Source organism: Rhizobium sophoriradicis, from assembly GCF_025200795.1.
GTDB lineage: Bacteria > Pseudomonadota > Alphaproteobacteria > Rhizobiales > Rhizobiaceae > Rhizobium > Rhizobium sophoriradicis.
Genome location: NZ_CP104155.1, coordinates 455310 through 472922, shown reverse-complemented (window position 1 = coordinate 472922; position 17613 = coordinate 455310). Strand labels below are relative to the sequence as shown.

General features: G+C 64.8%; 18 protein-coding genes. 15 read left to right on the top strand and 3 right to left on the bottom strand.

What is annotated here, in order from left to right:
• The first annotated feature begins 201 nt into the window (after positions 1-201).
• From cobF to N2597_RS30780, 5 genes are all read left to right on the top strand, one after another.
• Positions 202-966, top strand: coding sequence for a precorrin-6A synthase (deacetylating) (gene cobF, locus N2597_RS30800; RefSeq protein WP_077989543.1), 765 nt, complete (start codon positions 202-204; stop codon positions 964-966).
• A gap of 71 nt (positions 967-1037) precedes the next feature.
• Positions 1038-2420 (top strand): precorrin-3B synthase, encoded by a 1383-nt coding sequence (cobG, locus tag N2597_RS30795; RefSeq protein ID WP_077989544.1) that lies wholly within the window; start codon positions 1038-1040, stop codon positions 2418-2420.
• Between the two features lie 2 nt (positions 2421-2422).
• Positions 2423-3055, top strand: coding sequence for a precorrin-8X methylmutase (locus N2597_RS30790; RefSeq protein WP_077989545.1), 633 nt, complete (start codon positions 2423-2425; stop codon positions 3053-3055).
• Complete coding sequence (locus tag N2597_RS30785; RefSeq protein ID WP_183598748.1) at positions 3052-3783, top strand: precorrin-2 C(20)-methyltransferase; 732 nt, start codon at positions 3052-3054, stop codon at positions 3781-3783. Before N2597_RS30790 ends, N2597_RS30785 begins: the two co-directional genes overlap by 4 nt.
• On the top strand, positions 3780-4544 hold the full coding sequence (locus tag N2597_RS30780) for a precorrin-3B C(17)-methyltransferase (RefSeq protein WP_183598746.1): 765 nt from the start codon (positions 3780-3782) through the stop codon (positions 4542-4544). The genes N2597_RS30785 and N2597_RS30780 overlap by 4 nt, the downstream gene beginning before the upstream one ends.
• Here the strand turns inward: N2597_RS30780 and N2597_RS30775 are convergent.
• Positions 4508-5278, bottom strand: a complete 771-nt coding sequence (locus N2597_RS30775) for a cobalt-precorrin-6A reductase (protein WP_183598744.1) — start codon at positions 5276-5278, stop codon at positions 4508-4510. The genes N2597_RS30780 and N2597_RS30775 overlap by 37 nt on opposite strands.
• Between N2597_RS30775 and cbiE the strand changes: the two genes are divergently transcribed.
• Positions 5277-6509 carry a precorrin-6y C5,15-methyltransferase (decarboxylating) subunit CbiE gene (cbiE, locus tag N2597_RS30770; protein WP_183598742.1) on the top strand — a complete coding sequence of 411 codons (1233 nt, stop codon included), beginning with the start codon at positions 5277-5279 and terminating at the stop codon, positions 6507-6509. The genes N2597_RS30775 and cbiE overlap by 2 nt on opposite strands.
• Before the next feature lie 4 nt (positions 6510-6513).
• Positions 6514-7272: a precorrin-4 C(11)-methyltransferase gene (gene cobM / locus N2597_RS30765; RefSeq protein ID WP_183598740.1), complete on the top strand. Its 759-nt coding sequence runs from the start codon at positions 6514-6516 to the stop codon at positions 7270-7272.
• A gap of 85 nt (positions 7273-7357) precedes the next feature.
• Here the strand turns inward: cobM and N2597_RS30760 are convergent, their stop codons facing one another.
• Both N2597_RS30760 and N2597_RS30755 read right to left on the bottom strand, forming a co-directional pair.
• Positions 7358-8170, bottom strand: coding sequence for a TIM barrel protein (locus N2597_RS30760; protein ID WP_183598739.1), 813 nt, complete (start codon positions 8168-8170; stop codon positions 7358-7360).
• A 163-nt stretch (positions 8171-8333) separates the two neighbouring features.
• Complete coding sequence (locus tag N2597_RS30755; protein WP_106797600.1) at positions 8334-9362, bottom strand: LacI family DNA-binding transcriptional regulator; 1029 nt, start codon at positions 9360-9362, stop codon at positions 8334-8336.
• A 127-nt stretch (positions 9363-9489) separates the two neighbouring features.
• On the opposite strand from N2597_RS30755, the gene N2597_RS30750 reads away from it, so the two are divergent.
• The 8 genes from N2597_RS30750 (at position 9490) to nadC (ending at position 17488) form a co-directional block, all read left to right on the top strand.
• The gene (locus N2597_RS30750; protein WP_183598738.1) at positions 9490-10578 is read left to right on the top strand and encodes a fatty acid desaturase family protein; all 1089 of its coding nucleotides are present in this window, start codon (positions 9490-9492) and stop codon (positions 10576-10578) included.
• A 21-nt stretch (positions 10579-10599) separates the two neighbouring features.
• On the top strand, positions 10600-10914 hold the full coding sequence (locus N2597_RS30745) for a MocE family 2Fe-2S type ferredoxin (protein ID WP_040141379.1): 315 nt from the start codon (positions 10600-10602) through the stop codon (positions 10912-10914).
• Positions 10915-10925: 11 nt separating this feature from the next.
• Positions 10926-12152 carry an NAD(P)/FAD-dependent oxidoreductase gene (locus N2597_RS30740; protein WP_183598737.1) on the top strand — a complete coding sequence of 409 codons (1227 nt, stop codon included), beginning with the start codon at positions 10926-10928 and terminating at the stop codon, positions 12150-12152.
• A 29-nt stretch (positions 12153-12181) separates the two neighbouring features.
• Positions 12182-12991, top strand: a complete 810-nt coding sequence (locus N2597_RS30735; RefSeq protein WP_183598735.1) for a 3-methyl-2-oxobutanoate hydroxymethyltransferase — start codon at positions 12182-12184, stop codon at positions 12989-12991.
• Positions 12992-13066: 75 nt separating this feature from the next.
• Positions 13067-14011, top strand: coding sequence for an NUDIX hydrolase (locus N2597_RS30730; protein WP_183598733.1), 945 nt, complete (start codon positions 13067-13069; stop codon positions 14009-14011).
• A gap of 69 nt (positions 14012-14080) precedes the next feature.
• Positions 14081-15052, top strand: coding sequence for a quinolinate synthase NadA (nadA, locus tag N2597_RS30725; protein ID WP_183598731.1), 972 nt, complete (start codon positions 14081-14083; stop codon positions 15050-15052).
• On the top strand, positions 15049-16590 hold the full coding sequence (locus N2597_RS30720) for an L-aspartate oxidase (protein ID WP_106795851.1): 1542 nt from the start codon (positions 15049-15051) through the stop codon (positions 16588-16590). The genes nadA and N2597_RS30720 overlap by 4 nt, the downstream gene beginning before the upstream one ends.
• On the top strand, positions 16568-17488 hold the full coding sequence (gene nadC / locus N2597_RS30715; protein WP_183598729.1) for a carboxylating nicotinate-nucleotide diphosphorylase: 921 nt from the start codon (positions 16568-16570) through the stop codon (positions 17486-17488). The genes N2597_RS30720 and nadC overlap by 23 nt, the downstream gene beginning before the upstream one ends.
• Positions 17489-17613 lie beyond the last annotated feature (125 nt).

Sequence of the window (17613 nt, the reverse complement as noted above, 5' to 3'; positions counted from 1 at the left end):
AACACCCAATCCTTTTCGATGCGCTTTTCTGTCAACATAGCGTCAAAAAGCGTATTGAAAGTGACACGATTCGGGATTTGCGGCAACAATAGGGGCCAGGGCCTCATCGTCGGCCCAGTTGGCCGCGGCCAACTCCCTGCCCTGCCCTTGCGGCGATCCGGCTTTTTCGGCAAGACCGCCAGGAATCATGGGAGTATCGGCGTGAAGCACATCCATATCATCGGTATCGGCACGGGCAACCCGGAGCACGTCACCATACAGGCAATCAACGCGATGAACGCCGCCGACGTGATCTTCCTGCCGCTCAAGGGCGCCGCCAAGGAAGAGCTTGCCGAAGTCCGCCGCGAGATCTGCGAGCGATATATCACACGGCCGGGGATCAGGATTTCAGAATTCGCAGTGCCGCAGAGACAGACGGCCGACAGAAGCTACGCGCAAAGCGTCGACACCTGGCATGGCGAGATCGCCCATATCTATGGAAAGCTGATCGCCGGCCTGCCCGAGCATGGCAGCGGCGCCTTTCTGGTCTGGGGGGATCCCAGTCTCTATGACAGCACGATCCGCATCGTCGAGCGGGTGCGGCAGCAAGTCGACGTGGATTTCGATTACAGTGTCGTTCCCGGCATCACCAGCATCCAGGTCCTGGCGGCCAGCCACAAGATCCCGGTCAATCTCGTCGGCAGGCCGATCGAAATTACCACGGGGCGCCGGCTGGCGCGGAAGGGGCTCCAGGCGCCCTCGACGGTCGTCATGCTCGACGGCGAACAGGCTTTTGCCAAGATCGACGACCCCAATGCTGAGATTTTCTGGGGCGCTTATCTCGGTACCAAGGACGAGATCGTCCGGTCAGGACGGCTCGGCGATGTCGCGGCCGATATCCTGACACTCAGGAGCGAGGCCCGGCAGCGGCATGGCTGGATCATGGACATCTATCTCCTGCGCAAGGGCCGGGATTTTGAGGAATAGCCGGTCGAGCGTTTCCACCATGTTTTGCCGCGCACGCCGCGATCATGTAAGAAACGGACCGAGGATTGAGAATGGGCATAGAGACCGCCAAGGCGATCGACAAGGGACAGGCGACCGACGGTCATGACCGCGCGGCGGCGAAGCAGCGCGCGCGCGGCACCTGCCCCGCCCTTGCCGCGCCGATGCGGACCGGCGACGGCCTGCTCGTGCGGCTGCGGCCGGCCGGCGGCGCGTTGACGCTCTCGCAATTCTCCGCCCTTGCCCATTCGGCTGCGGCGCATGGAAACGGCATTCTCGAGATCACCGCGCGCGGCAATCTGCAGATCCGCGGGCTGCGGGCCGAGACGGTGGGAAAGCTCGCCGCCGATATCGACGCCGCCGGCATCACGGTGCCGGACGGGCCGGCAATCGAGATCTCGCCGCTGCACGGCATCGACCCGGAAGAGGTGAGCGATCCGGCTGCAATGGAACTGGCTTTGCGCAGCAAGCTTCAGGATCTGCTTGCCTCGCCGGGGCTTGCGCCGAAACTGTCGATCGTCATCGACGGCAGTGGGGTGTTCGGCTTATCGGCGCTTTCCGCCGATATCCGTGTCGTCGCACTATCGCAGTCGCATTGGCTGGTCGCCATCAATGGCGATGGTGCGACCGCAACCCCGGTCGCAGTCGGTCCTGCGGAAGCGGCCGTCTCAGCCGTCGGCGAAATCCTGAGCCTGCTGGTAATGCTCGGGCAGGGCAGGCGGGCACGGGATATCGATCCGATGCTGCTGCGAACCCATTTTCCCGCCATGGCCGCCATCCGACCCATTCAGCCCTGCACGACAAGGATGCCGCTATCGGGTGTGCATAGGCTGGCGGACGGCAAGGCCGTGCTCGGCGTGCGACCGGAATTCGGGCAGACGAGGGCGTCCGATCTGACCGCCCTGCTCGATCTCGCCGCCGCCGCAAGCGCAGCGGCCATCCGGCTGGCGCCGGGTCGCGGTTTCTTCTTCCTCGGCTTGCCGGCAGAGAGAGTGCCGGCGATCGAGGCTGCGGCCGCCAGATATGGCTTCAGCGCGCAACCCGGCGAGAAAGCCGAGCAGATCGCCGCCTGCGCCGGCGCCGGTGCCTGCGGCTCCGCCTTTTACGAGACAAGAACGCTGGCACGCCGCATCCTGGCCGCGGCGCCCGCCCTCTTCGACGGCTCGCTGACGCTGCATCTCTCCGGCTGTGCCAAGGGCTGCGCGCATGCGCGCCCGGCGCTGACGCTGACCGGCACGGCTGAAGGTTACGATCTGATCCTCAACGGGTTGGCAATCGATCGGCCGGATGAACGGATCGCTGGCGGTCGGATCGATTTCGCTATAGAGAGGCTCGCCCGGTCCATTGAAGACAACAGAGGCGCTGGCGAATCGGCTGCCGCCTGCCTTACACGGCTTGGCGCAACCGGCGTTTCGAAGGCGCTGCGACAGGAATAGCAATGCCAGACTACGATTATATCCGCAGCGGCGACGCGATCTATGAACGTTCCTTTGCGATCATCCGCGCCGAGGCCGATCTTTCGCGCTTCACCGAAGATCAAGCCGACATCGCCGTGCGCATGATCCATGCCTGCGGGCTGGTCGAAGCGGCGGAGCATTTTGTGTTTTCCGCCGATGTCGTCAGCGCGGCGCGCGCGGCGCTGAAAGGTGGGGCGCCGATCTTTTGCGACGCGGAAATGGTCGCTCAGGGCGTTACGCGGGCGCGGCTGCCGGCGCTGAATGAGGTGATCTGCACGCTGCGCGATCCCGCCACGCCGGAGCTTGCGGTTAAGACCGGCAATACGCGCTCGGCCGCCGCCATGCATCTGTGGCTCGACCGGCTCGGCGGAAGCATCGTCGCGATCGGCAATGCGCCGACGGCGCTGTTCCACCTGCTCGAACTGCTGCGCGATGGCGCCCCGAAACCCGCTGCTATCCTCGGCATGCCGGTTGGTTTCGTCGGCGCGGCGGAATCGAAAGATGCGCTGGCGGAAAATTCCTATGGCGTCCCCTTTGCCATCGTGCGCGGCCGGCTCGGCGGCAGCGCCATGACGGCGGCCGCCATCAATGCGCTGGCGAGGCCGGGCCTATGACAAAACAAGGCCGCCTGATCGGCGTCGGCACGGGTCCCGGCGACCCGGAGCTCCTGACCCTTAAAGCCGTCCGGGCCATCGAAGATGCCGACGTGATCGCCTATTTCGCCAAACAGGGCAGGGGCGGCAACGGCAAGGCGATCGTCGAGCCGCTGCTGAAATCCGGCGTAACGCTGCTGCCGCTCTATTATCCCGTCACCACCGAGATCGACAAGAACGACGAGCGTTACCGGAGCCTGATCACTCAGTTCTATGATCGGTCCGCCGAGGCAATCGCCGGCCATCTCGATGCCGGGCGGACCGTCGCCGTGCTCAGCGAGGGCGATCCGCTCTTCTACGGCTCCTACATGCACCTGCATGTCAGACTTTCCCAGCGCTACCCGACCGAAGTGATCCCCGGCATCAGCGCCATGTCGGGCTGCTGGTCCTTGGCCGGCATGCCGATCGTCCAGGGGGATGACGTGCTTTCCGTACTGCCCGGTACTATGGCCGAGGCCGAGCTGACGCGCCGCCTGGCCGATACGCAAGCCGCCGTCATCATGAAGGTCGGCCGCAATCTGCCGAAAATCCGCCGGGCGCTGGAAACTGCCGGACGACTCGGCGAAGCCGTCTATGTCGAACGCGGCACCATGGCGAATGCAGCCATGGCAAAGCTTGCCGACAGGGCCGACGGCGATGCGCCGTATTTTTCGCTCGTCCTGGTGCCGGGCTGGGAGGGCCGCCGATGAGCGGCGCGCTTTTCGTGATCGGCACCGGCCCCGGTAATCCCGAACAGATGACGCCCGAAGCGTTGGCCGCCGTCGACGCAGCAACGGATTTCTTCGGTTACGGACCCTATCTCGACAGGCTGCAGCTCCGCCACGATCAGCTGCGCCATGCCTCGGACAACCGCGAAGAGCTCGACAGGGCAGGGGCGGCACTTTCGATGGCGGCGGATGGCGCCAAGGTCTGCGTCGTCTCCGGTGGCGATCCCGGTGTCTTCGCCATGGCTACAGCCGTTTGCGAGGCGATCGAGAATGGACCGGCCGCCTGGCGCGCGGTCGATCTCACCATCCTGCCCGGCATCACGGCGATGCTGGCGGTGGCGGCAAAGGCGGGGGCACCGCTTGGCCACGATTTCTGCGCCATCTCGCTGTCCGACAATCTAAAGCCTTGGAATATAATAGAAAACCGCCTTGAACTGGCGGCCAGGGCTGGGTTCGTCATCGCCCTTTATAATCCGATCAGCCGGGCCCGGCCCTGGCAGCTCGGCGAGGCCTTCAAGCTGCTGCGGGCGCATCTGCCCGCAACGACACCGGTCATTTTCGGGCGGGCGGCCGGGCGGCCGGACGAACGTATCGCCGTGCAGCCTCTATCCCAGGCGGATGCCTCGATGGCCGACATGGCGACCTGCATCATCATCGGCTCGGCCGAAACGCGGATCGTCACGCGGTCTGACAAGCCGGATCTCGTCTATACCCCGCGTTTCATCGCGGAGGGAAAGAGGTGATCGATCGCCGCCAGCGCCGCCTCGACCGTTTCGACCGTCTTGACCATGGACGCCTGCGCACGCGTGACCATCATCACCTCGATGCCGAGCAGGCGGGCCGCCTCGATCTTCGCATAGGTGGCGGCGCCGCCGCTGTTCTTGGCAATGATGACATCGATAAGATGCTGCCTCAGCAGAGCCAATTCGCCTTCCAGCGTGAACGGACCGCGATCGAGAATATAATCGACATTCGCAAGCGCAAGCGGCGGCTCGACGGGGTCGACGCTGCGGACGAGATAGTGATGCTGCGCTGCCGCTTCCGCATGATGCGCACCCTGCCGGCCCGTTGCCAGGAAGACGTGGCGGGGGAAGGGGCCAAGCGCCTCGATGGCCGCCGGAATGCTCCGCACCTCCCGCCAATGATCGCCCGGCAGACGCCGCCATTCGGGACGACTGAGAGCGATCGCGCTTATGCCGGTGGCCTCGGCAGCATGAGCGGCATTGGCGGTGATGCGCTCGGCGAAGGGATGCGTGGCGTCGATCAGCAGCTCATATCCGCCCCCCTTCAGGAAATCGGCGAGCGCCGCGGCGCCGCCAAAGCCGCCGATGCGGACCGGAACCGGCTGCGCAGCCGGTTTTTCGGTACGACCTGCCAACGACAGAAGAACGTCGCAATCATCACGCGCCGCGAGCGCTTCGGCCAGCAAGCGCGCCTCGCTCGTGCCGCCGAGGATCAGAATGCGAGGTCGTCCCATGTCTGATCTCTCTCCTCCCGGCAATCAGCCCTGGCTGACTATTATCGGCATCGGTGAAGATGGTCCAGAAGGCCTCGGCGAGGAGGCAAGGCGGCTGATCGCCAGCGCGCCGGCCGTCTTCGGCGGCGCACGGCACCATGCGCTGGCCGCGTCGCTGGTCACGGGCGAAAGGTTTTCCTGGCAGAGCCCGTTCGAGCGCTCGGTCGACGCCGTCATGCAAAGACGCGGCACCCCCGTCGTCGTGCTCGCCTCCGGCGATCCGTTCCTTTATGGCGTCGGCGCAACGCTTTCCCGCCACGTGGCGGCGGACGAGATGCGCACCATCCCGGCGCCTTCGGCCTTCAGCCTTGCCGCCTCGCGCCTTGGCTGGCCGCTGCAGGACGTCGCGGCGATTTCGCTGCATGGCAGGCCGATCGAACTGATGCGGCCGCATCTGCACCCTGGACGGCGCATCATCGCGCTGACGTCGGACGAGAACGGGCCTCGCGAGCTGGCAAACCTGCTTGCCGCCGATGGCTTCGGTCAGTCGCAGCTTACCGTTCTGGAGGCTCTGGGCGGCTCGCGGGAACGGCGCAGAAGCGCGATCGCGGCGGATTTCGATCTTGCGAACATCGATCCCCTCAATGTCTGCGCCCTCCATGTCGCGGCAGGGGAGGGGGCGCGCATTCTGCCTTTCGTCGCCGGGCTCGAGGACGAACTGTTCGAGCATGACGGACAGATCACCAAACGCGAAATCCGGGCGATGACGCTGTCGGCGCTCGCGCCGCGGCACGGTCAACTGCTCTGGGATATCGGCGCCGGCTCGGGATCGATCGGCATCGAATGGATGCTTGCCGATCCGTCGCTGAAGACGATTGCCATCGAGCAATCGCCGGAGCGGGCGGCGCGGATCGCCCGCAACGCATCCGCCTTCGGTGTGCCGCATCTCGCCGTCGTCGAGGGCGCGGCACCCGGCGCGCTTATGGGCCTGCCCGAACCGGATGCGATCTTCCTCGGCGGCGGCGGCAGCGAGGCTGGCATCGTCGATGCCGCGATTGCGGCGCTGAAGCGGGGAGGGCGGCTCGTCGCCAATGCCGTGACGTTGGAAATGGAAGCCGTGCTGCTTTGCGAACATGCAAAGCGCGGCGGCTCGCTGACGCGCATCGAAATAGCGCGCGCCGGCGTCATCGGCGGCATGAGCGGCTGGCGGCCGGCCATGCCGGTGACGCAGTGGCGTTGGACGAAAGGATGACGGAATGACGGTGCATTTCATCGGCGCGGGGCCCGGGGCTGCGGATCTGATCACAGTGCGTGGCCGCGATCTCATCGCCCGGTGCCCGGTCTGTCTCTATGCCGGTTCGATCGTCTCTCCCGAATTGCTGCAATATTGCCGGGGGGATGCGCGTATCGTCGATACCGCGCCGATGTCGCTCGATGAGATCGAGGCGGAATATCTCAGCGCCGCTGCAGCCGGCCAGGATGTCGCACGGCTGCATTCCGGCGACCTCTCGGTCTGGAGCGCGGTCGCCGAGCAGGTGCGCCGGCTGCAAAAGCACGGCATCGCCTATACGATGACGCCGGGTGTGCCGGCCTTTGCCGCCGCTGCCTCGGCGCTCGGGCGCGAGCTGACGATCCCGGCCATGGCCCAGAGCCTGGTGCTCACCCGCGTTTCCGGCCGCGCTTCGCCGATGCCGAACGACGAGACGCTGGAGAAATTCGGCGCGACGGGCGCCACGCTGGCGATCCATCTGGCCATCCATGCGCTGAAACAGGTGGTGGAGGAATTGACGCCGCTCTACGGCGCCGACTGCCCGGTCGCGATCGTGGTCAAGGCCTCCTGGCCGGACGAGCGCGTGCTGCGGGGAATACTCCGCGATATCGAGGCAAGGGTTGCGGCCGAGCCGATCGAACGCACGGCGATCATCTTCGTCGGCCCATCGCTTGCGGCAGAGGAGTTTCGCGAGAGCTCGCTCTACGACCCCGCCTATCAGCGCCGGTTCAGGGGCCGCGAATAGAGTGATAGGGTCGGCCGCTCGCCAGCGGCCGACCGTATCGACGATGGGGGCGACGCTTCATGACAGCGTCGCGTGGCTTTCAGTCTCAAACCCGTGCGGTGAGATAATCCATGCTGGCGCGAAGCGCGCCGGCCGGGTCCTTGACGGCATGAACTTCGGCTGCGAAGGGCTCGAAGGAGAACGGACCCTTGTAGCCCGCCTGCAGCAGCGCCTTGATCTGCCCGGCATTGTCGAGCCGGTCGTCGCCGTCGACGAGCACGCGGTGGGAATCGCGCATATCGGCAACGGAAACAGCGGTGTCACTGACGCCGGAAATGTGCACGAGGCCGGCAAGCTCCGGGAAGGTCGCGGCTTCGCCGGCAAGGTGATGGTGGAAGGTGTCGTGGACGAGCTTGAAGGTCGATTGCGCGCCGAGCTCCTTGATTGCCTCGGCCGCCTCGGTCTTCGAGCGCAGCGAGCATATCTCGAAACCTAGCGGCTCGACGAGGCCGATAATGCCGGCTCTATCGAGCATCGGCTTCAGCGCCGTCAAGGACTGGCGCAGGTTGGCCTGCCGCTCGCCATCGGCGCAGCCGGTGCCGTCGTTCTTCGGAACGAAGACGAGCGCCTTGGCGCCGCAGGCGCTGGCATAATCGATCAGTTCCTGCGCCTCCCTGGCGCGGGTTTCATTCCACTCGTTGAAGCGCTGCAGGGCGTTGATCGAGATGATCGTCAGCCCGTGGCTCTCGGCGGCCTGCTTGATCGCTTCGGGTTTGGTGCCGTCGAGAATCGCGTTGCCGGAAAGGTCGTTGCGGATCTCGACCTCTCGGATGCCGAGCGACTTTGTCAGCGCGAAGAAATCATCGATTGCGAGCGACGGCGCGGCCATATGGTTGAGCGCAAAGCGGATCGAAGTCATGACGGATATATCCTCCTCATCTCCGCGACATCAGCGGAGCAGTTCCTCGTGAATGGGCCTGCGAATCTCTATCGGAATTCCTGCGGCAATCCATCGGGCATCGCCGCCGCCCGCCCTCATTGCTGAAAGAATGTCAGCCGCGATGATAGAATTCCATCATCCTTCAGATATTCTCGGAGACATAGATATCGAAAGGCAGGAAGGATTGGCCGGGAACGACGGCCTCACCACGTTCGATCGCACCCAGCATCAGCGATAAGAGCTCTTTGCAGAGGGCCGGCAGGGGCGTCGCCACAACCATGGTGACGATATCGTCAGCAAGACCGGCCTTGCTCTCCGGCGTCAGTTCGTTGACGACAAGCACGACGCGGCCGCCGACGCCTTCTTCGCGAAATGCAGTAATCGCCCCTTCCATGCCGCCGCCACAGACGTAAAGGCCGACGAGATCTGGATGCTTCTGCAGCAGCGTCAGGGTTGCCTCATGGGTGATTTCGGCGGTTTCGAGGTTGATCAGCGTATCAATGACATCGAATTGCGGGGCATTCTCACGAAAATAGGAGCGAAAGCCGATCTCCCGCAACTCGTGGCCGTGGAAGCGGTGGCTGCCGACGAAACAGGCGACTTTGCCTGGCTTGAGGGCGGTGCGCGCGATCGTCCAGGCGGCCGTGCGACCGACCTTGCGGTTGTTGACGCCGACATAAGCGTCACGCACGCCCGTGGCGAGATCGGAAAGCAGCGAGAACACGGGAATGCCGCGGTCCTTCAACTCTTCCACCGCCGTCGTCACAGCCGGATAGTCCGGGCCCACGACGGCGACTGCCTGGTTGCGGGCGCCTAGCAGCTTGATCTTTTCGACGATGGCGGCGGGGGTCGCCGATGAGGGGTACTCGATCTGGATCTGAAGGCGGGCCGTGGTGACGGCGCGTGCCGCCGCCTCGATTTCACGGGCGAAGCTCTGGTAGAAGGCCTGCGTCGGTTTCTGCAGCAGGAAAGCCAGCCTATATTGCGGCAGATCCTCGAAGACGCGCTGCCGGATAAGGCCGACGGCGTGGTAGCCGATCTCCTGCGCCGCATCATAGACGCGCCTGGCTGTTTCCTCCCGCACGCGATGGCGGGCGTTGAGAACACGGTCGACGGTGGCAACGCTGACGCCCGAGGCGCGGGCAAGGTCGGAGATGGTGGGGCGGCGCATGGTGTTCCTGATGGATTCGCTCATGGATGCTAGCCACTATTGATGGCTTTTGATAGATTACATCAAGCCTGCATTGAGCCTCGTCCAAAGTCAACCTATCCTCCCGGCAACATTAGGGAGGCGGAGTATGACGACCGAGACCAAGAAGCGTGACTACGACCTGCTCGGCGAAAGCGGCCGCACCGCCGTCGAGACGGGCCTGGCGGCAGCGCAATGGTACCACACCGATATTCCGCGCAAGGAGATGAAGGCGCTGATGCAGCGCTCCGATGCGCCTGGTATCCGTGACACGGTCATCTGGCTCGGCAGCATGCTGGTCCTGGCCGGGCTCGGCGTCTATTTCTCGGGCTCGTGGATCGCTCTGCCCTTCTTCCTCGCCTATGGCGTGCTTTACGGCTCGGCCTCCGACAGCCGCTGGCACGAATGCGGCCACGGCACCGCCTTCAAGACGCGCTGGATGAACGATGCCGTCTACCAGATCGCCTGCTTCATGATCACGCGCAATCCGGTGACCTGGCGCTGGAGCCATGCGCGCCATCACACCGATACCGTCATCGTCGGCCGCGATCCCGAGATCGCCGTCATGCGCCCGCCGGACCTCTTGCGGCTGGTCCTTAATTTCTTCGGCATCCTCGATGTCTGGCATGCGATGATCGACATGCTGCGCAATGCCGCCGGCATCATCGGCGCGGCGGAAAAGACCTTCATTCCGGAGATGGAGCAGCCGAAGGCGATCCGCATCGCCCGCATCTGGCTGGCGATCTATGTCGCCACGTTCGCCGCCGCGATCGCCATGGGTTCGATCCTGCCGCTGATGCTGATCGGCCTGCCGCGTCTCTACGGCGCCTGGCATCACGTGCTGACGGGACTGCTGCAGCATGGCGGACTCGCCGACAATGTGATCGACCATCGGCTGAACAGCCGCACGGTCTATATGAACCCGATCAGCCGCTTCATCTATTGGAACATGAACTACCACGTCGAACATCACATGTTCCCGATGGTGCCTTACCACGCGCTGCCGAAGCTGCACGCGATGATCAAGCACGACCTGCCGGCTCCGAACCCATCGATCTGGTCGGGCTATCGCGAGATGATCCCGGCATTCCTGCGCCAGCTGCGCAACGAGGATTATTTCCTGAGGCGCGAACTGCCGGCCACCGCGCGGCCCTATCGCGAGGAATTCCACAACGAACTCGCTCCGGCGGCGCAGTAATCGAAAATCAGGAGGAGAAAGATGAGCGGAAACTGGATTGAAGTCTGCGGCAAGGACGAGATCGATGAGGAGGATGTCATCCGCTTCGATCATGGCGGGCGCACCTTTGCGGTCTACCGCAGCCCCGACGACGAGTTCTTCGCGACCGACGGGCTCTGCACGCACGAACATATCCACCTCGCCGACGGGCTCGTCATGGATGAGATCATCGAATGTCCGAAACATAACGGCCGCTTCAACTATAGGACCGGCGAGGCCAAGGGCGCCCCGGTCTGCGTCAATCTCAAGACCTACCCGGTCAAGGTCGAAGGCGACATCGTCTTCATTTCGCTCTGACGGAGGCTGTTGTGGCTCATTTCGTGATACTGGGTGCCGGCGAATGCGGGACCCGCGCCGCCTTCGCGCTGCGGGAAAAAGGCTTTGACGGCGACATAACGCTTATCGGCGCCGAACCCCTTCATCCCTACGAGCGGCCGCCGCTTTCAAAGGCCGGCATCGCCGATGCGAGCAATCCGAAATTCATCGCTGCGGCGAAAAAATACGCCGAGAGCGGCATCCGGCTGCTGACCGGCCTGGAAGCCAGGCATTTCGACACGGCATCCAGGACCGTCACCCTTTCCGATGGGACGACGTTTTCCTATGACAAGCTTCTGCTGGCAATCGGTGCCGCCGCGCGTTCGTTCCCCGGCGCACCGGAAGACAGCGCCCATATCCGTTCGCTGAGGACGCATCATGATGCGGCGGCGCTGCGCGAGACCATGCGGCCGGGGAAGCATATCGCCATCATCGGGGGCGGCTTCATCGGTCTGGAACTTGCGGCGACGGCGCGCCTGCTCGGCGCTGAAGTCACGGTCATCGAGGGGCTGGAACGCGTGCTGAAGCGCGGCGTGCCGGAGGAGATCGCTCATCTGCTCACCGAGCGCCACCGCGCCGAAGGCGTCGATATCCGCTGCGGCGTCTCCATCGAGGCGCTGACGGCGGAAGGCGGGAAAGCCCGCATCCGATTGTCGAGCGGCGAGGTGATCGAAGCCGATCTTGCTCTCGTCGGCATCGGCGCGCGGCCGAATGTCGAGATCGCCGATAGGGCGGGGCTGACGATCGAAAACGGCATTGCCGTCGACAGCTATCTCAGGACCTCGGCGCCGGATGTCTTTGCCGCCGGCGACTGCTGCTCCTTTCCGCTGCCGATCTATGGCGGCCGGCGGGTGCGGCTCGAATCCTGGCGCAACGCCCAGGAACAGGGCACATTGGCCGCGGCCAACATGCTCGGCCTCAACGAAGCCGTTACATCCGTGCCGTGGTTCTGGTCGGATCAATACGACATGACGCTGCAGATATCTGGCCTTGCCGAAGGGGCGGCCACGCATCAGCGTCGCGACCTCGGCGCCGGCGCTTTCATTCTTTTCCATCTCGACGCCGACGGACGGCTGATCGCCGCCAGCGGCATCGGCCCGGGCAATGCGGTGGCGCGCGATATCCGTCTCGCCGAAATGCTGATCGCAGCACGTGCCCATCCGGACCCCGCGGCGCTGCGAGCCAATGACGTCAAACTGAAATCTCTCCTGGCCGCCTGAGCCGCCCGATATATTCAAAGGAATTGACGATGAAGAAACATAAGCGCGCGACCGTCGCCGACCTGCTGGCGGAAAAGGGCAAGCGGCAGCTTACCATGCTGCGTGTCACCTCGCTGGAGGAGGCGGAAGCGGCCGAAAAGGCAGGGATCGACATCGTCTCGGTGCCGCCTTCGCTGCTCGGCCCGGTTTTCCGCGAGATCGCGCCCACGCCCTTTGCCATACCCGGGCTCGAATATGGCGACCATGTCTCGGCGGAAGACTATCTGCGCGCTGCCTTTGCGGCTCTGAGAGCGGGCGGTGATGCCGTCTATTGCGCCGCCAGCCTGCAGACGATCCGGCGGCTGCGCGACGAAGGCATTCCTGTCTGCGGCCATCTCGGGCTGATCCCGTCCAAGGCGACTTGGACCGGCGGCTTCCGCGCCGTCGGCAAGACGGCGGCGAGCGCGGCCGAAATCTGGCGGCAGACCAAGGCGCTGGAAGAAGCCGGCGCCTTCGCCGCCGAAATCGAAGTCGTGCCAGGGGATGTAGCGGCCGCCATCAGCAGCAACACCTCGATGCTGATGATCTCGATGGGAGCCGGTAGCGGCTGCGACGCCCAATATCTCTTCGCCGACGACGTTCTCGGCGCCAACCGCGACCACTACCCGCGCCATGCCAAGGTCTACCGCAACTTCGGCGCCGAATATGACCGGCTGCAGCGCGAGCGCATCGCCGCCTTCACCGAATTCGCCGATGACGTCAGGTCCGGCGCCTACCCGGAAAAGCGCCATCTCGTCGGCATCGAGGAAAGCGAGTTAAGAGCCTTCCTCGATCGCCTGGAGAACGAGACGCGGAAATAGCTCTGTCCTCGGCATCTTGATGATGTGTGCAGTTCGCGCACCTCATCGCCACGCCATTGGCTTCCGCTCCGGCCTATGTCAGGAATGGTCCGTTCGATTCATTTGGAACGGAGCATTCGGTCCCCTGTGACGATCGGCTTTGCGCATGCGGAATTGATTGCGGTGCTCGTGGCGGTGACGGGGGACGAGCCGCGTGTGATGACCATCCGTTCCGGCAATGCGCTGCCGTCGGGCCCCTTCGAAATGGGACATCGCACGCTGCAATCGGGCCTGCGCGAATGGGTGCAGGAACAGACGGAACACCCGGTCGGCTACCTCGAGCAGCTCTACACCTTCGCCGACCGCGACCGGAACAACGATATTCCCGGCGGGCGGACGATCTCGATCAGCTATCTCGGTCTTGTCAACGAGCAGGCGGGGGCCGGCCGGCCGGGATGGCATGGCTGGTACGACTATTTCCCCTGGGAAGACCACCGACAGGGCCGGCCGGCCGTGCTCGGCGAGATCATAACGCGTCTGAAGAGCTGGGCGGATGCCGATCCGGCCCGGCGTGATCACCGCCATCGCCGCGCCGATTTCACCTTCGGGCTTGACGGCGGCTGGAACGAGGATCTGGCGCTGCAACGCTACGAACTGCTCTATGAGGCCGGGCTCGTGGCCGAAGCCGGATGTGCAGCCGAGGCCAATCTCGGCCGTGCAATGTTTGCCGATCACCGCCGGATTCTCGCGACCGGCATCGCCAGGCTGCGCGCCAAGATCAAATACCGCCCCGTCGTCTTCGAGCTGATGCCGGAGAGTTTCACGCTCTTGCGGCTGCAACGCACCATCGAGGCACTCGCCGGGCTGACATTGCACAAGCAGAATTTCCGCCGTTTGATCGAACAGCAGGAACTGGTCGAGGAGACCGGCGGCACCGAAAGCGAAACCGGCGGCCGGCCGGCCAAGCTTTTCCGCTTCCGCCACACCGTGCTCGAGGAACGGGCACTCGCCGGAACGAAATTACCGCTCTCTCGCAATTGACATATGCTCACAACGAGAATATCTCTTTGCCTATGATATGCTCAGATAGAGCATAATTAGGAGCCGGCCATGAATCATCCTGTTTCCGCATCTTCGCTCTATGAGCGCGTCAGCCGCGTCATTCCCAAAGCCGAATGGATGATGTTCGAAAATGACGTCGACGCCATCCTCGAACTCAAGCGCCGCCGCAACGCCGTCATCCTCGCCCACAATTACCAGACGCCGGAAATCTTTCACGGCGTGGCCGATATCGTCGGCGACAGTCTGGCCCTCGCCCGCAAGGCGATCGAGGTCGATGCCGACGTGATCGTGCTCGCCGGCGTGCATTTCATGGCAGAGACCGCCAAGCTGTTGAACCCTGAGAAAACCGTGCTGATCCCGGATCTCGGCGCCGGCTGCTCGCTGGCGGATTCGATCACGCCGGAGGATATCGCGCTTTTGCGCCAGGCCCATCCCGGCGTGCCCGTCGTCACCTATGTCAACACCTCGGCCGCGGTGAAGGCCGCCTCCGATATCTGCTGCACCTCCGGCAATGCCAAACAGGTGGTGGAATCGCTCGGCGTGCCGAAAGTGCTGATGATCCCGGACGAATATCTGGCGCGCAATGTCGCCCGCGAGACCGATGTCGAGATCATCGCCTGGCACGGCCATTGCGAAGTGCACGAACTTTTCACCGCCGACGATGTCCGCCAGCTGCGCGAAAACCATCCTGGCGTGACGGTACTCGCCCATCCGGAATGCCCGCCCGACGTGGTGGCCGAGGCCGATTTCGCCGGCTCCACCGCCGTGATGTCCGAATATGTCGGCAAGCAGAAGCCGGCCCGCGTGGTGTTGCTGACAGAATGCTCGATGAGTGACAACGTCGCCGTGCACCATCCCGACGTCGAGTTCATCCGCCCCTGCAATCTCTGCTCGCATATGAAACGCATCACGCTCGCCAATATCCGCGCCGCGCTTGAGGAAAACCGCCATGAAGTGACGGTCGATCCGGCAATCGCCGCAGCGGCGCGGCGCGCCGTCGAAAGGATGCTGGCGATATGAGCGAACGTCTCGATCATCTTGCCGGGCGCACCGTCATCGTCGGCAGCGGCCTGGCCGGGCTGATGACCGCACTGACGCTGGCGCCGGAGCCCTCCGTCATCGTCACCCGCGCCGCCCTCGGCACACAGACCTCGAGCGCCTGGGCGCAGGGCGGCATTGCCGCCGCCATCGGCGCCGACGACAGCGCGGCGCTGCATCTGGCCGATACGCTTGCGGCCGGCGACGGGCTCTGCGATCGGACCGCCGCGGCCGGCATCATCGCCGATGCCCCGTCGGCAATTGCAGCACTGGAACGGGCCGGCGTGCGCTTCGACCGCAATGCGGCGGGAGAATTCTCGCTCGGACTGGAGGCGGCCCATAACCGCCGCCGCATCGTCCATGCCGAAGGCGACGGCTCGGGTGCGGCAATCATCGCCGCCTTGGTGCGGGCCGTGGCGCAGACGCCCGCCATATCCGTGCTCGAAGGCTTCGAAGCGCGGCGGATTCTGATGGACGGCGACGAGGTCGCCGGCCTGCTCTGCGCGACCGCGGGTGGAGCCGCCATCCTGCCGACCGGCAAGGTGGTGCTCACCACCGGCGGCATCGGCGGCCTTTATGATGCGACCACCAATCCGATCGGCAATTACGGCCAGGGCATTGCGCTCGCAGCACGGGCAGGTGCTGACCTTGCCGACATGGAATTCGTCCAGTTCCATCCGACCGCGCTCGATTCACGCCGCAGACCCTTAGCGCTGGTCAGCGAGGCAGTGCGCGGCGAGGGGGCCCTGCTCGTCAACGAACGCGGCGAACGGTTCATGGCCCGCATCCCGGGCGCCGAGCTTGCGCCGCGCGATGTCGTGGCGCGCGCCATCAGCGCCGAGATCGCCCGCGGCGGCAGGGTCTTCCTCGATGCCCGCGAGGCGCTCGGCAGCCGGTTCGCCATACGCTTCCCCGTCATCGCGGCCCTTTGCGGCGAAGCCGGAATCGATCCGGCGAAAGACCTTATTCCGGTGCGCCCGGCCGTTCACTACCACATGGGCGGCGTCGCGACCGATGCCAACGGCCGCAGCTCGGTTCCCGGCCTCTGGGTTGCCGGGGAGGCAGCCTCGACCGGCCTGCACGGCGCAAACCGGCTGGCCAGCAATTCACTGTTGGAGGCGGCGGTGATGGGCATGCGGGCGGCACGCGACATAGCGGGCATGCCGGCACGCACCGGCAGTCCCTTCCAATCCGAAAGACTGCCGGTTTCGGCCGACGCATCGCTCGTCCGGCCGATCGTCTCGCGCCATCTCGGCGTGCTGCGCAATGGGGGTGCCGTGCAGAACGCGACCGCCGCCCTGCTGCCGCTTGCCGAAAGTGACGGCCCTGCCGCCGATCCGGCCATCGTCGCGCTGTTGATCGCCGTCTTTGCCGGCCTGCGGATGGAATCGCGCGGCGCCCATGCCCGCACCGATTTTCCGCTGACGCTCGCCGATGCGCAGCGCCGACGGATGCGCCTTTCCCAAGCGTTGGAAATCGCCCGCGCAACACCGCCCTATGCCCTTGCCAGGAGTGCTTGAGATGAGACTCGTTCCCCTTCCGCGCCTGATCGTCGAGCCACTGGTGCGGGCGGCATTGCTCGAGGATCTCGGCCTTGCCGGCGACATCACCTCGGCAGCGGTCATCCCCCGCGAGCACCGCTCGACAGTGGTGATGGCCGCCCGTCAGCCGGGCGTGATCGCCGGTCTCGACGCGGCCGAGCTCGCTTTCGCGCTCGTCGATCCCGAGATCGTCCTGCGACGCCATGTCGAGGACGGCGACGCGGTCAAACCAGGCGACGTGATCGCCACCATCGAAGGGCCGTCGCGCGGCCTGCTCACCGCCGAGCGCACCGCGCTGAATTTCCTCGGCCATCTCTCCGGCATCGCCACCGTGACGGCCGAGATCGCCGCCGCCATCAGCGGCAGCAAGACTTCCGTCGCCTGCACGCGCAAGACGACGCCGGGGCTGAGGGCGTTGGAAAAATATGCGGTGCGGGCTGGCGGCGGCATGAACCACCGTTTCGCCCTTTATGACGCGGTGCTGATCAAGGACAATCACGTGGCGATCGCCGGCGGCGTGGCCGAGGCGATCCGCCGGGCCCGGGCCGGCGTCGGCCATCTGGTGAAGGTCGAGGTCGAAGTGGACAGGCTCGATCAGCTGCATGAAGCGATGGAAACAGGCGTCGATGCCGTCCTGCTCGACAATATGACGCCGGATCAGCTGCGCGAAGCCGTCGCCGTCGTCGCCGGCCGGGCGATCACCGAGGCATCCGGCCGGGTAACCCCGGCAACGGCCGCGGCAATCGCGGCCTCCGGTGTCGACCTCATTTCCGTCGGCTGGCTGACGCATAGCGCCCCGGTCCTGGACATCGGCCTCGATTTCGTTGAATCGGCCGCGACCGAAAAAAGTCCGGATCGGGCTGCGCATGTTCTCTAACTATTTGCTTTAGAACAGGATTTATATTTTAGGCCGATCCGGCCTAAAATCATCCTGTTCTACTCTGCCGGCTATGAAGGCCGGCGACGGCTCAAACAATTCGTCGCCGCAGAACGCCCACAGCA